Consider the following 13,411-nt stretch of genomic DNA (forward strand, 5'->3'; position numbering starts at 1 on the left):
AGTGTGAACAGTAAAACCGGGAATAAGCAAATAAGGGACACGAATAACATGTCCCTTGTTTGTATACGTGATATAAATACTATACAGTAAGTATCTCTTTACATTTTGCGTCAACCGCAGCGTCAACCTTTGCGACAAACTTGTCGGTAAGCTTTTGAGCGTCATCCTCGAGGCCTTTAATCTCATCCTCTGAAATGCCTTCCTCTTTGCCGGTCTTCTTGATGCTGTCGATTGCATCCCTTCTGATATTGCGGACAGCAACCTTAGCTTCCTCGCCTTTTTTCTTGATGTCCTTTGCAAGATCTTTACGTCTCTCCTCTGTAAGCTCAGGGAAAACAAGTCTGATAAGCTTTCCGTCGTTTGTAGGATTAATTCCGATGTCAGAGCAGTTTATTGCTTTCTCAATCTCCTTAACCATAGAAGCCTCCCATGGCTGAATCTGAATCATTCTAGGCTCTGGAACACTTACATTGGCTACACTCTGAATTGGTGAAGGTGTGCCGTAATAATCTACACGAAGCTTGTCAAGAATATGTGGATTGGCTCTTCCTGCACGGATGCCTGCATACTCTTCCTCGAGATTATTTAATGTTTTTTCCATTTTATCCTGGAAAGGGTTTAATCTTGAATCCATATTATCCTCCTGATATGCATTATATGCAATTTACTATACAGTAACCTTTGTACCGTTAAATTTGCCTGTAAGAGCATTTACAATGCTGTTTTCCTCATTGAGTCCGAATACATACATAGGCATCTTGTTCTCAAGGCACATGATAGACGCTGTGAGGTCAACTACTGCGAGCTTCTTCTCAACAACCTCTTCGATTGAAAGCTCATCATACTTCTTTGCAGCAGGATTGGTCTTTGGATCACTGTCATATACTCCGTCAATTGCTTTGGCAAGGTAAATACCATCTGCCTCAATCTCAATTGCACGAAGCACCGTGGCTGTATCTGTTGAGAAATAAGGATGACCTGTACCACCTGCAAAGAAAACAACCATATCATGTGCGAAATACTTGTTTGCTCTGTCCTTAGAGAAAAGCTTTGTCATGTTGCCGCACTCAAACGGAGTAAGAACAGCTGTCTTCATTCCGACATATCTGAAAATCTCAGATACATAAATGCAGTTCATAACTGTAGCGAGCATACCAATCTGGTCAGCCTTTGTGCGGTCGATGGTCTCACTCGTTCTGCCTCTCCAGAAGTTTCCACCACCGATAACAATACCTACCTGTGTACCATTATCAACAATCTGTTTAACCTGTTTTGCAACCTCAATGACTGTAGCCTCATCAAAGCCGTGGTGCTTATCACCTGCAAGTGCTTCACCACTTAATTTTAGTAATATTCTACTCATATTTATTTACCCTCGAAAAGTCCCTGAACATCGATATCAGCGTATGTCTGAGAACAGAAGCCCTCGATAACGGCACCGTTGTTAATCTGTACTGAACGTGACTTGATATTACCCATGATAACTGCAGAAGTATCTACTACAACAGGTCCCTGAACATCTATATCGCCCTTTACAGCTCCTGCGATAACTGCTGAAGATGCTGAGATATTGCCGATGATAACAGATCCTGCACCTATCTTTACAGTTCCTGTTGAAACAATTTCACCCTCAACCTTAGCTACATCAGCGAAAAACTCTGATGAATTTGTGTTGCCGTTGACTGTTCCTGTAACAACAATCTTGCCGTTACACATTACATTTCCGTTGATGGTTCCCTGAATATCAAATGATCCTGATGACTGTAAATCTCCTGTGAGTACAGTACTTGCTGTGATGACTGATGTTTCGTCCTGTACATCTCCTGATAAAACGTTATTGTTTACTGGCTGTGTATTTACTGGCTGTGGTATATCATTCATTTGTGGTATCTGCTCCTCTTTTTGTGTATTGATTGTATGCTCTGCAAAATTTTCACTTGGAGTTGGTCTTGGTACAGTTGTCTCCTGTGGCTGCTCCTCGACATGCTCAAGTAATCCGTCGAGCTTTGAAAGCTCTGATGCAACGTCAACATTCTCTCCTATAGTATCAACTACAAGATTGTCAGCTGTCTGAGCCTTTGGCTCTACTTCTTTCTCAGGTACATCTCCGGGTACAAGCTCGTTTACAGCCTGAGAAAAATCATCCTTAAATTCTTTGAATAATCCCATGAATATTTCCTCCATTTATTATCTTATCCAACAGTATCTGATTTGATATATTGAACTTTATATGTATTATTATCAATCGGCAATATTTCGGCACCCTGCGCTTTTATACTTTCAACAAGCGGCTCAATAGCCTCTGCCGTGGTTGATCTGTTTGAATCATCATGTAATAACACAACTGAATTGTCATATTTGGCAATACCTGAGGTGACATTATTGACAATATCATCGACACTGCAATTGTCGGCCGTATCACCAGAATTGACATTCCAGTCAAAGTATGTGATATGCTTTGAATTGAGTATCTTTACAAGCTCAACCATGTCTACATTACTAATCTGGTTCATGCTGCCACCGGGAAAACGATAAATATCCGGTGCTATTCCAGTCAGATTGGTGATATAATCGGAAATCTGTGTCAGGTCATCGGTAAATGCCTCTGTTGATTCATAAATTTTACTGTATGAATTACTGTAGGAAGCCATCGCAATAGTGTGTCCGTCCTGCACTATGCGCTTATAAACATCATCATATTTACCGGAGGTATCTGCTGTGACAAAGAAGGTAGCCTTGACACCACAGTTGGCAAGGGCATCTAAAATGGCACCGGTGTTATCACCGGGAATACAATCAAAGGTAAGATATACCTTTCTTGTATCCCCATCATGATACACATTGTCTTTTGACTCAAGCTGTTTCACGACAGCCTGAGTTTTTGCGCCAGAGCTTTCTTCATCAGAAGCGATGTCACCATCATCAGACTCAGTACCGGTAACTGTGCTTGATATAGCTGTATTTAACTGAAGCTCAAGCTTGTATATTCTCGAATTCAGTTTGACAACCATGATGCCCAGTACAACTATGGCAAGTATAGATATTGCTATCCATATTGCTATAGTCATAATAATACCTGTCTTAATCCGGCTCACACGTTTGCGACGCTCCTGCTGCTGTCTGGCTAATTCATTATCCTTTGAGTCCATATGCGTCCCCCGTTATGATTGGTTTTGTTTCCTCTTACTATTTTACCATATTTTTATATCTTGTAAAGATAAAAAAATTCCGCAAAAGTTTAAAAGTTAAACTTTTGCGGAACAGCATTCGTTTAATCAGTATAAAGATACAGTTTAGACTCCAGCCATCTGGGCAGCAACCTCAGCAGCAAAATCTTCCTGCTTCTTCTCCATACCCTCACCTACCTCGAAACGAACCATCTCGGTGATTGTAAGATCCTTAGAAACTGACTCAAGATATTTTGCAACTGACTGCTTTCCATCCTCTGCCTTAACATATGTCTGGTCAAGGAGACAAATCTCTTTTAACTGCTTAGATACACGACCCTCAACTAAACCATTGAACATCTTCTCAGCTACGATAGACTCCTTGTCTGCCATTGCAAGCTCACCAAGCTTTGCCTTAGCAGCATCTGATAAGAAGTTCCATACATAGTTCATGTTGTTCTTGTGCTCGTTGAAGTTGTTGATATCATCATCGCTCCAAAGCTTCTCATTAATAGCCTTGTCAATTAACTTATTAAGAATAGGCTTTGGAAGTGTTGTAGCATCATTTAATGCACTGTCAACTGTAATCTCTCTAAGCTTTGCAAGCTCTTCATCAGAGATATCGTTTCTGCTGATGTACTGTGGGTTCATAGCTGCAACCTGCATAGCAATATTTGTAATTGCTCCTTTAGCTGCATCGTCTGTTGCACCATTTGCTGCAATGATAACACCGATTCTTCCACCACCATGGATATAAGAAGTAACAATATCACCTGTAACCTTTGCAAATCTGCGAACAGATAACTTCTCTCCGATTGTAGCTGTCTTCTCTACAAGAAGCTCGCTAAGTCCGTTTGTAGCAAGAAGAGCGTCGATATCCTCTCCATTTGCACCACCATTTAAGTCAGAAGCAAGTGCTGTATCTGCTACAGTCTGAACAAACTCCTGGAATGTCTCGTTCTTTGCAACGAAATCTGTCTCAGAGTTAACCTCTGCTACAACTGCAACGTTTCCGTTTACAGCAACACGTGCGATTCCCTCAGCGGCAATTCTGCTCTGCTTCTTTTCCATCTTAGCTGCACCGCTTTTTCTTAATACCTCAACAGCGGCATCCATATCACCGTTTGTCTCAGTTAAAGCCTTTTTGCAGTCCATCATACCTGCGCCTGTCATTTCACGCAGTTCTTTTACCATACCTGCTGTAATAGCCATTTGATTATCCTCCGATATTAATCTGTTTTATTCCTCAACTGTCTCGTCAGAAGCTTCCTCAGCAGTAACCTCTTCCTCAGCTCCCTGCTTTGCCTCGATAACAGCGTCTGCCATCTTAGATACGATTAATTTGACAGCTCTGATAGCATCATCGTTTCCTGGGATAACATAATCTAACTCGTCAGGATCGCAGTTTGTATCAGCAATACCTATAAGAGTGATTCCAAGTGCCTGAGCCTCTTTGATACAGATACGCTCCTTCTTAGGATCTACTACAAATATTGCATCAGGAATTCTCTTCATATCCTTGATTCCACCAAGGTTCTTCTCGAGCTTCTCCCACTCCTTCTTGAGTGCGATAACTTCCTTCTTAGGAAGAACATCGAATGTGCCATCCTCTGACATTGTCTCGATAGCTTTAAGTCTTGCAATACGGCTCTCGATTGTGCGGAAGTTTGTAAGCATTCCACCTAACCATCTCTCGTTTACATAGTACATACCGCAACGCTCTGCCTCAGTCTTGATTGCATCCTGAGCCTGCTTCTTTGTACCTACGAAAAGGATTGTACCACCCTGAGCAGCGATATCAGATACGGCATCATATGCCTCATCAACCTTTCCTACAGACTTCTGTAAGTCGATGATGTAGATACCATTACGCTCTGTGTAGATGTAAGGAGCCATTTTAGGGTTCCATCTTCTTGTCTGATGTCCAAAATGAACACCTGCCTCGAGTAACTGTTTCATTGAAATTACGCTCATTTTATTTACCTCCGTTTGGTTATTAATCTTCCGTGTGTTTCCAATTAGATCAGCCACCGGTAAGCGTTATCCGGCACCGGCGATCATCCGCACACGTGCTTTATAGTATTTAAGCCTTTGGAATTATAACATACCAAAGGCTTATATGCAGTAAAAAAATTTATTTCTGTGTCAGAATAGTGATTATATCATCATAGGATGCTCCCTGTGGGATAACGTGCTCACCATCTGCTATAAAATGATCAGCCCCCTTTTGTCCCATATATATACGAAATTGTTCAGCATCATCCACCAGATTGAGAGCTTTAAGCTTTTCTGCAATGGTGCGACATGTATCCTGACTTGTTACTGAAATTGTGTATGTTGTAACAGCATCCTGTGGCTCTACAGTCTCCTGCTTTGCATCCGCTGCCGGCTGTGTGTCTTCCTGCTGTGTATCTTCCTGTGCTGTTTGGCTGTCCTGCATCTGACTATCCTGTTCAGTTTCGGCTTTTTGGGAAGAATCATCTGAGTTTGCAGCAGATGAGCCAGTTTTTTCACTATTATATTCGTCTGCGACTGTCCCGGAAATATTTTTTGCTTCAACCATACCAAGTGTTTTGGCTTTTTCTATTATTTCTGTATCAGACATGGACTGCTTATTGCCGTGAAAACCAATCATCATAATGATTACCGCAAAAATAATGCCTAATCCAAGTCCACGCAAATAGTATTTTAATCTCACTTTATTTGCCCTCTTTATATAAATCTATTATAAGCTTTACCTCGCCGGTACCAAGAGACAAAAGCTTTGCTATCTCTACATTGCTCTTGCCCGATTTATAAAGCTTAAGGATTTCATGTGTGTGATTTATTACATCAGCATTTGCGCTGCTGCCTGCTGGCGTACCAAAAGCAGCATCTGATGCCTTGACCGATACAGATGCCGCTGTACCTGTTGTAGCTGTTGCACCTGCCTTTGACGCAGGGGCTGCTGAAGCAGGCTGTGTTTTAGTGATACCTGAAATATCTATACCTGTCATCTGCTTCATGTCAGGCTTTGTATCCTGCTGCATTGTGCCAGACTTAGGTTCTGCCGGCTTTTGCACGGCCACAGACGGTTTTTCAGCCCTCTTTGCAGAGTCTGCAGAAAGAGGCTCGAAGGAGCTTCTGAGTCTTGATGATGCTTTATCTATATCGCCTGAAAGCCGTGTAAGCTCATCATGCTTGTCATTTAGCATACTGTATAAAAACATTATTTCATTATGTGCCTTGTTTATCGAATCAAGCACTGTATCAGAATATTCATTTATCGCCATTATTTTGGAATTTGCTTCCTTTTCAAGACTTCGCTTTGTCTCATCCTGCTTTTGTGTTATTTCCTCGTCCAAGGCATCGCTTAAGTCCTTTTTGGCGGCAGTCACTTCTTTTTCAGTTATTATTTTTAGTTCCTCAGCACTCATATCGGCTATTTTATCCAAATCCTTATGTGAAAGCTTGTCATTTACCATAAAGCTTCCTATAAGGAAAACAACACCTATGATGATGAGAGTTATTTCTAATGTTGTCATATAAACCTCTGCCCTCTTATGCGTTTGTAAGTATATTCATATAAGGGCCCATGACCTTACGCATTTTAATCAGTCCCTTTGTGTGAAGCTGTGATACTCTTGATTCTGAAACCTCTAGGATATTGCTTATTTCTTTAAGGGTAAGATCCTCATAATAATATAATTCGATAACCCTGCGCTCCTTCTCGGTCAGATTGTCAAGCGACTTAACAAGCATTGTTTTCAGCTCTTCCTGTGTAACAATCTCCTCCGGCTGTGCATAATGTGAATTATGTGCAGCATCCATGACAGGCTCAGGTCCTGACTCATCAAATTCATCGAGAGATACAACATTTGTTACTTTAAGCTGCGACTGCCAGCTGCAAAGCTCATCCTCCGAGATAGAAAGCTCCTTTGCGAGGTCTGCGTCATTTGCTGTTTTGCCGGTACGAAGTTCAATGTTCTTTATTGCCTCGTCTATTTTCCTTTGCCTTTGTCTGACTGTTCTTGGAATCCAGTCCATTTTCCTGATCTGATCAAGTATGGCTCCACGGATTCTAAGGCTTGCATATGTCTCAAACTTGACATTTTTTTCAAGATTAAACTTGTCTATGGCATCAATGAGGCCAAATATCCCATAGCTTACCAGGTCATCATATTCCACATTATGCCCAAGATACATGCTGAGGCGTCCTGCCACAAGCCTGACCAGCTGTGCATATTCTATTATGAGCTGTTCCCGTAGCTTGGGAGTGGGATTCTTTTGATATTCCTCCCACAGCTTTTCCTTTTCTATAGCTTTCATTATGCCCCCTGTTTACCAGTATATTATTCTGCAGCTAGCTAATTGGCTTATCATTGTCATCATCATTATCAAAGACTTCGGAATCATCAGTCTTTGCTTCGGCCGCTTCAGCTTTCTTTTGCCTGTCTTCCATTGCCTTAAATGCACAGCTTAGGATTACTTTAAGTATCGCTCCGATTATATAGAATACTACAAGCACAGTTAAAAGTCTTGTTGTAAAGCTCATCAGATCAACGCCCTGCCGCAGGGATATAATACTGCATACTAAGCCGGCTAAAAGCATAACAAGAGATGGTAATAAATTATTCTTCATGTTAAATCACCTTTTGCTCTTTTCCGACTGCTTTGATGATATAGTCACCGGTTTCACAGTCAAGTATAACAGTTCTTCCGTAATTAAGACCGGTATCCTGTGCCTTCAGAGGAATTTTCAGCTCTGCAAGCACGTGCCTGGCCATATCGGTATTGCGATCGCCAACATTTCCGATTGTAGAATTGCCTGACATCTCAAACATCTTAGCTCCACCGGCAATCTTTGCAACCATTCGTCTGGGATTCGCGCCATTTTTTATCATTTGATTATAAAGTTCCCTAATTCCCGTATCGCCAAACTTGGCTATATTTGTGTTATTTCTAAGTTTGGTGCTGTCAGGCAGCATATAGTGTACAAGCCCACCGATTTTTGAAGCCGGATCATAAAGGGTGAGCCCTATGCATGAACCAAGCCCAAGTGTGGTCAGAGAATCAGGGGCTTTGGCAACCTTAAGGTCTGCCATTGATACTTTAATAGTACTTGCCATATGGATTCTCCTAAATACTAAAAACTAATTCCTAAAGCCGATAAAATATTATCATATGAATCCGGATCAGGCATAAGGATAAAGTATCCGTTCATCATTATATCATCACCAAACTCCGTCTCTATAAAAAGTGCATTGTCACCATATTGTCCAAACTGAATTGCCGGCACACTTAATATGGAAGCAGCCATATCTACAGCAATATACGGAATGGAAGGTAGTATTTTAAGATTTGTCATAGTTGAAAGCGCTGACAAATATGCGCCTGCTATTATGTTGCCAATCTCCTTCATGGCAGATAAATCCATCTCATCAAATGGCTCGTTATAGTCCTGTGGTCTGCCCATCAGCTTGTTTACCAGAAAGTGTGCTGCCGGAAGCTTCATGAGAAACATCATACTGCCGGAGATATCGTTGGTAACCTCAAGAAATATACCCACTATTGTCTCTTCCTCCGGACATATGGCATCTCCAAGCTTTGTCGCATCCATTAACAGAACTCTTGGAACTTCCATTTTCATGGTAGTGCCAAGCATGCCGGCAATCGCTGTCGTGGCATTGCCGGCACCTATATTTCCGATTTCCTTAAGGACATCCATATACATCGAATTGACATTATCTAAAGAAAATTCACTCATTGTATTCACCCTTTTATTTGTTAAAACTTATATAGTGAGGCTTTTATACCTCACTATACATTGCTGCAAATCAGTTAGCGTCCTTATCTGAGACTATTGAGCCTATTTCAAACAGAGAAATCAGTTCATCTCCGTTTTTACCTATACCGTTTATGAACAGTTCCTTGCCTGTAGATGAAGCATCTATATTAGGCTTATCTATTTCATCAACCACAAGTGTGACAACTTCACAAACTTCATCGACAATAAGACCTATCTCACCCTTTTCTTCAAGCTTTAGGATAATTATTCTGGTTGATGATGTATATACATCATCGTCCAGTCCCATTTTTATGCGGGCACTCATTACCGGAACGATATCACCACGCAGATTTATGATACCCTTAAAGTACTTCTGCGCCTTTGGCACTCTTGTAATCTTCTGCATTCTGACGATATTATCAACATAGCCAATATCAATTCCGAATTTTTCTTCGCCTATTTTGACTGAAATATATTGCTTTGTTTCTTTTTCCTGTATATCAAATTCATTTTCTGGCATGTACTTCCCCTCCATTACATAAGTGTATTTACATCAAGTATCAAAGCTACATCACCATCTCCAAGTATTGTCGCTCCGCTGATAAGCTTGTTGCCGTTTATGTATTTTCCTAAAGACTTGATTACAATCTCCTGCTGTCCAATGAGATTGTCAACCACAAGACCTGCCTGCTGATCTCCCTTTTGGACAATTACTACAGTAAGATGATCCGGCTCCTGCTCCTTTGGCTCAATGTCCAGCATCTTATCGAGGCGGATGATTGGAATAACGCTTCCACGCAGGTGAATAACTTCCTTAGCCTGTACATATTTGATATCCTTCACAGGAATATCCTCTATATTTGAGATAGAGCCGAGCGCAATGGCATATATTTCATCACGGATCTCTACCATGAGAGCCTGAATGATTGCAAGAGTAAGAGGAAGACGTACAGTAAATGTAGTACCCTTACCAAGCTCGGTTGAAACCGATACATCACCACCCAGCTGTTCAATGCCGGATTTAACAACATCAAGACCAACTCCTCGTCCGGAGATATCGGTAATCTGTTTTGCCATTGAAAAGCTTGGCATAAAAAGGAAGTTGATGATATCCTTCTGAGATAGATTTTCAGCCTGTTCAGCTGTGACTATGCCACGCTCGATAGCCTTGTTCTTTACGGCTTCGGTATCGATTCCGTTTCCATCATCTCCGACCTTTATGACAACATTGTTGCCCTCCTGGTATGCATTTAAGAAAATAGTACCTACCTCTGGCTTTCCACGCTCAAGTCTGACCTCATTGCTTTCAAGTCCATGATCAGCACTGTTTCTAAGCAGATGCTGCAGAGGATCTCCGATCTGATCCACAACTGTACGGTCCAGCTCGGTATCTTCACCGGTTATGACAAGATTCATCTTCTTATTCAGAGTACGAGACAGATCTCTTATCATTCTAGGATATTTCTGTGTAACACTTTCAATAGGAACCATTCGTACCTTCATGACAGACTCATGGAGATTGGTCGTAATTCTTTCCAGATATTCAATCTGTTCATGGAATGACTGGTTATTATTGTTTTCTCCATCAGATGAGCTCATGGCTACAAGAGAGTTCTTTGCAATAATAAGCTCAGACACCTGATTCATAAGCATATCAAGCTTTTCGATATCTACTCTGACTGTTCGGCTTGTAGTAGCTTTTTTATGAGAAACAGCCTGCTTTTGAGAGTTATTTGCAGTTTTTGGCTTTGAAGATTCTGTCTTTGCAGCAGGAGTCTTTTCCTCTTTTTCTTCCTTATCTGCCTTTTTTGTCTCTTCAGAAGCCTGTGCTGTCTGCTCTGCTTCACCCTCCAGGTGAAACTCGGTGATTTCTTTTCCCTCAACCTTATCAATCTCAGATACGTTGGAAGCTGCATGCTCCAATTTATCAAAACCCTCACCTGATGCAACATAAAAGCTGAATGACAAATCAAACTTCTCATCCTCAATATCCTGTGAGCTTGGTCTGTAAACCAGAATCTGTCCCAGCTCCTCAACTGCCTTGAAAACAAGGAAAGCTCTTGCTGCTTTGAGCAGACAGTCGCTTGCTACGGTAACTGTCATGCCGTATATTTTAAGGCCTGCTGAAATTGCCTCGTCAATTAATTTTTTCTCGTTGTCTGTCAGTTCAATTGTATCAAGTGCACTGTCAGATGCATCTGATGAATCCTTTGTTTCAGCTTCAGCAGCCTTTTCTTGAGGCTCAGCCTGTTTGCTTACAGTCTGTCCGTTTGCTTTTGCAATAAAATCGTTGAGTTCCTTTATGATAACCTCATTATCATCAGTACCCTCATCAGATGTGGATTTAATATTTTCAACATAGCTGTCTATAGCGTCAAGGCACTTAAAGAGCAGATCAATCATTGAGCTGTCAACTTTAATTTTATCGCTTCTGACCTCCTGAAATACATTTTCCATATCATGTGTAAGGTGCTGCATGCGCTTAAAGCCCATTGTACCTGCCATACCCTTTAAGGAGTGGGCAGCACGGAAAATCTCATTTATAGTGTCTTTGTTTTCCGGCTCCTGCTCAAGAGTCATGATACAGTCAGACAATGTCTGAATATGCTCCGAACTTTCATCAATAAAAATATCTAGATACTGGCTAACATCCATTTTATTTTACCCCCACATTTTTTGTGATTGCTTTGGCAACATCTGATAGTGTAACGACTTCATCAACCACACCTGCCTCATAGATGGCTCTTGGCATGCCATACACAACACTTGATTTCTCGTCCTGTGCAATGACATAGATAGGCTTTGATTTGCCAAGTGAAAGAATGCCATTCGTGCCGTCTGCCCCCATACCTGTGAGTACCACACATACAACCTCATCATAATTAGAGGATGTCAGTGAATCAAACATGATATTGGCACAAGGCTTGAGTCCGCTGATAGGTGGCATATCATTAAATGATATAACATGTGAAGCGCCTGATTTCTTTATAGCTATATGTGTACCGCCCGGAGCTATATACACTACTCCGTTTTTAAGCACCTCACCGTTTGAAGCCTCCTTCACCTGAACCTGACTTAGCTCATTAAGGCGCTCAGCCATGCTCTTTGTAAAGCCGGCAGGCATATGCTGTACTAAAACAACCGGTGCCAAAAGTTCAGCCGGAAGAAACGGTATTACACTTTGCAGTGCCTTTGGACCACCTGTAGATGATGCAATTGCTACTATTTTATTGCTGCCTGCTGCCTTGTGTTTGTTTACAATAGCACCGGCTTTCTTCTCAACAACTGTGAGATTGCGTGAAGCACTATGAGCAGGTGTGATTCTAACGGCTGCATACACAACCCTGAGCAGAGTTTCCTTAAACTGGTTTCCCTTTGCCTCTATGATATTGTTTGGTTTTGTGACGAAATCAAAGGCACCAAGCTCTAAAGATTTGATAGCTTCATCTGCTCCCTCTATGGTTAGAGTGCTTACCACCACAACAGGTGTTTTTATGCTCTCCTTCTGCAGATGTGAAAGCACCTCAAGACCATTCATCCTCGGCATATTTATATCAAGAATAACAGCATCGTACTTTTGTGTACGGAGCTTTTCAAGTGCTTCCAGTCCATCCTTACATGTATCAGTTGCCTGTAATTTATTGTCTGAATTGATTATATCACACTCAACCCTTCTCAGTAGTGCAGAATCATCAACTATTAAAATGTTAGATTTCATATTATTACTCCATTTCTCTTCGTCTTATGCGTCTTTCTTCTTCAAACACAAATCTGACTATTTTCTCCCGTTCTGTCATGCGGTCGAAAATAAACTTTGAACGTGCAAAATATCTGTCTGCATAGTCCAAAGACTGAGTACAGTTTATTACCTTACAAACTATATTGAATTGTTGTGTACACTCCTCAAGTGCTAAAGAAAACTGAGCCATAAAATATGTACCTTCTTCAAGAGGTGTGCTTAGAGAAAATCTGATGCCTCCTCCACTTATATCAAGGATAACCGATTTGACAGTATTCATATTTTTGCTGTTGATTGCATGATTCTTATACATCTTTTTGCAAAACTCAAGCTCACTCTCAGCTTTATCATCGTATCTGACTTCATAAAAATCCATGTCTATAGTACATGGAAGTCTGAAAAACTGACGTCTTTGTATCTTTTCCAGATTATTTATAAGCTCTATAGCAAGAAAATACATATTTTCTTTACGATAACGCTGTCTGACTATAGCAGAGCTTTTTAGTATAGTTTTGTTTTGTGTGTATATTATAAAGTCAAATTGCGTGCCAAGCTGAAATAAAACCACTCTGCCACTGTCAACAGGCATAGTTATTTCCCACATGCTGTCTGTTAGCTTGTCAGAAAAGCTGCTCTTATATGATGTGCTGTTATCGGATAAACCGGATGCAAAGATATCAATTTTGTCACCCGGAAAAATCAAACTTGTATATTCCATATGTCTTCCTCTTAAATTAA

General features: G+C 41.0%; 16 protein-coding genes. All 16 read right to left on the bottom strand.

Translation table 11 applies throughout. The features are described from left to right. Positions 1-79: 79 nt before the first annotated feature. The gene (gene frr, locus EUBREC_RS07940) at positions 80-634 is read right to left on the bottom strand and encodes a ribosome recycling factor (protein WP_012742612.1); all 555 of its coding nucleotides are present in this window, start codon (positions 632-634) and stop codon (positions 80-82) included. Positions 635-667: 33 nt separating this feature from the next. Further along, complete coding sequence (gene pyrH, locus EUBREC_RS07945) at positions 668-1,363, bottom strand: UMP kinase (protein ID WP_012742613.1); 696 nt, start codon at positions 1,361-1,363, stop codon at positions 668-670. Positions 1,364-1,365: 2 nt separating this feature from the next. After that, complete coding sequence (locus tag EUBREC_RS07950) at positions 1,366-2,169, bottom strand: polymer-forming cytoskeletal protein (RefSeq protein WP_015569294.1); 804 nt, start codon at positions 2,167-2,169, stop codon at positions 1,366-1,368. Between the two features lie 23 nt (positions 2,170-2,192). Continuing rightward, complete coding sequence (locus EUBREC_RS07955) at positions 2,193-3,149, bottom strand: polysaccharide deacetylase family protein (RefSeq protein ID WP_012742615.1); 957 nt, start codon at positions 3,147-3,149, stop codon at positions 2,193-2,195. A 144-nt stretch (positions 3,150-3,293) separates the two neighbouring features. Continuing rightward, positions 3,294-4,379 (bottom strand): translation elongation factor Ts, encoded by a 1,086-nt coding sequence (tsf, locus tag EUBREC_RS07960; RefSeq protein WP_012742616.1) that lies wholly within the window; start codon positions 4,377-4,379, stop codon positions 3,294-3,296. A 27-nt stretch (positions 4,380-4,406) separates the two neighbouring features. Then, positions 4,407-5,141 (bottom strand): 30S ribosomal protein S2, encoded by a 735-nt coding sequence (rpsB, locus tag EUBREC_RS07965; protein WP_015516402.1) that lies wholly within the window; start codon positions 5,139-5,141, stop codon positions 4,407-4,409. A gap of 160 nt (positions 5,142-5,301) precedes the next feature. Next, positions 5,302-5,865 carry a hypothetical protein gene (locus tag EUBREC_RS07970; RefSeq protein ID WP_012742618.1) on the bottom strand — a complete coding sequence of 188 codons (564 nt, stop codon included), beginning with the start codon at positions 5,863-5,865 and terminating at the stop codon, positions 5,302-5,304. 1 nt (position 5,866) lies between these two features. Beyond that, on the bottom strand, positions 5,867-6,691 hold the full coding sequence (locus EUBREC_RS07975) for a DUF6115 domain-containing protein (protein ID WP_012742619.1): 825 nt from the start codon (positions 6,689-6,691) through the stop codon (positions 5,867-5,869). A gap of 16 nt (positions 6,692-6,707) precedes the next feature. Continuing rightward, positions 6,708-7,475 carry a FliA/WhiG family RNA polymerase sigma factor gene (locus EUBREC_RS07980; RefSeq protein WP_012742620.1) on the bottom strand — a complete coding sequence of 256 codons (768 nt, stop codon included), beginning with the start codon at positions 7,473-7,475 and terminating at the stop codon, positions 6,708-6,710. A 34-nt stretch (positions 7,476-7,509) separates the two neighbouring features. Next, positions 7,510-7,788, bottom strand: a complete 279-nt coding sequence (locus EUBREC_RS07985) for a hypothetical protein (protein WP_012742621.1) — start codon at positions 7,786-7,788, stop codon at positions 7,510-7,512. 1 nt (position 7,789) lies between these two features. Continuing rightward, positions 7,790-8,275 (bottom strand): chemotaxis protein CheD, encoded by a 486-nt coding sequence (locus EUBREC_RS07990; protein ID WP_012742622.1) that lies wholly within the window; start codon positions 8,273-8,275, stop codon positions 7,790-7,792. Between the two features lie 17 nt (positions 8,276-8,292). Further along, a complete protein-coding gene (locus EUBREC_RS07995; protein WP_012742623.1) occupies positions 8,293-8,913 on the bottom strand; it encodes a chemotaxis protein CheC in 621 nt (206 codons plus the stop codon). Between the two features lie 70 nt (positions 8,914-8,983). Then, the gene (locus EUBREC_RS08000; protein WP_015516404.1) at positions 8,984-9,454 is read right to left on the bottom strand and encodes a chemotaxis protein CheW; all 471 of its coding nucleotides are present in this window, start codon (positions 9,452-9,454) and stop codon (positions 8,984-8,986) included. Between the two features lie 14 nt (positions 9,455-9,468). Next, positions 9,469-11,589: a chemotaxis protein CheA gene (locus EUBREC_RS08005; RefSeq protein WP_012742625.1), complete on the bottom strand. Its 2,121-nt coding sequence runs from the start codon at positions 11,587-11,589 to the stop codon at positions 9,469-9,471. A 1-nt stretch (position 11,590) separates the two neighbouring features. Further along, complete coding sequence (locus tag EUBREC_RS08010) at positions 11,591-12,652, bottom strand: protein-glutamate methylesterase/protein-glutamine glutaminase (protein ID WP_012742626.1); 1,062 nt, start codon at positions 12,650-12,652, stop codon at positions 11,591-11,593. A 4-nt stretch (positions 12,653-12,656) separates the two neighbouring features. Continuing rightward, positions 12,657-13,391 (bottom strand): flagellar brake protein, encoded by a 735-nt coding sequence (locus tag EUBREC_RS08015; protein ID WP_012742627.1) that lies wholly within the window; start codon positions 13,389-13,391, stop codon positions 12,657-12,659. Positions 13,392-13,411: the final 20 nt, after the last annotated feature.

The sequence above is a fragment of the Agathobacter rectalis ATCC 33656 genome (assembly GCF_000020605.1).
Classification (GTDB): domain Bacteria; phylum Bacillota; class Clostridia; order Lachnospirales; family Lachnospiraceae; genus Roseburia; species Roseburia rectalis.

What these genes read in the sequence shown, in the direction of transcription:
- frr (WP_012742612.1), bottom strand. Translation starts at nt 634, where the DNA reads ATGGATTCAAGATTAAACCCTTTCCAGGATAAAATGGAAAAAACATTA.
- pyrH (WP_012742613.1), bottom strand. Translation starts at nt 1,363, where the DNA reads ATGAGTAGAATATTACTAAAATTAAGTGGTGAAGCACTTGCAGGTGAT.
- EUBREC_RS07950 (WP_015569294.1), bottom strand. Translation starts at nt 2,169, where the DNA reads ATGGGATTATTCAAAGAATTTAAGGATGATTTTTCTCAGGCTGTAAAC.
- EUBREC_RS07955 (WP_012742615.1), bottom strand. Translation starts at nt 3,149, where the DNA reads ATGGACTCAAAGGATAATGAATTAGCCAGACAGCAGCAGGAGCGTCGC.
- tsf (WP_012742616.1), bottom strand. Translation starts at nt 4,379, where the DNA reads ATGGCTATTACAGCAGGTATGGTAAAAGAACTGCGTGAAATGACAGGC.
- rpsB (WP_015516402.1), bottom strand. Translation starts at nt 5,141, where the DNA reads ATGAGCGTAATTTCAATGAAACAGTTACTCGAGGCAGGTGTTCATTTT.
- EUBREC_RS07975 (WP_012742619.1), bottom strand. Translation starts at nt 6,691, where the DNA reads ATGACAACATTAGAAATAACTCTCATCATCATAGGTGTTGTTTTCCTT.
- EUBREC_RS07980 (WP_012742620.1), bottom strand. Translation starts at nt 7,475, where the DNA reads ATGAAAGCTATAGAAAAGGAAAAGCTGTGGGAGGAATATCAAAAGAAT.
- EUBREC_RS07985 (WP_012742621.1), bottom strand. Translation starts at nt 7,788, where the DNA reads ATGAAGAATAATTTATTACCATCTCTTGTTATGCTTTTAGCCGGCTTA.
- EUBREC_RS07990 (WP_012742622.1), bottom strand. Translation starts at nt 8,275, where the DNA reads ATGGCAAGTACTATTAAAGTATCAATGGCAGACCTTAAGGTTGCCAAA.
- EUBREC_RS07995 (WP_012742623.1), bottom strand. Translation starts at nt 8,913, where the DNA reads ATGAGTGAATTTTCTTTAGATAATGTCAATTCGATGTATATGGATGTC.
- EUBREC_RS08000 (WP_015516404.1), bottom strand. Translation starts at nt 9,454, where the DNA reads ATGCCAGAAAATGAATTTGATATACAGGAAAAAGAAACAAAGCAATAT.
- EUBREC_RS08005 (WP_012742625.1), bottom strand. Translation starts at nt 11,589, where the DNA reads ATGGATGTTAGCCAGTATCTAGATATTTTTATTGATGAAAGTTCGGAG.
- EUBREC_RS08010 (WP_012742626.1), bottom strand. Translation starts at nt 12,652, where the DNA reads ATGAAATCTAACATTTTAATAGTTGATGATTCTGCACTACTGAGAAGG.
- EUBREC_RS08015 (WP_012742627.1), bottom strand. Translation starts at nt 13,391, where the DNA reads ATGGAATATACAAGTTTGATTTTTCCGGGTGACAAAATTGATATCTTT.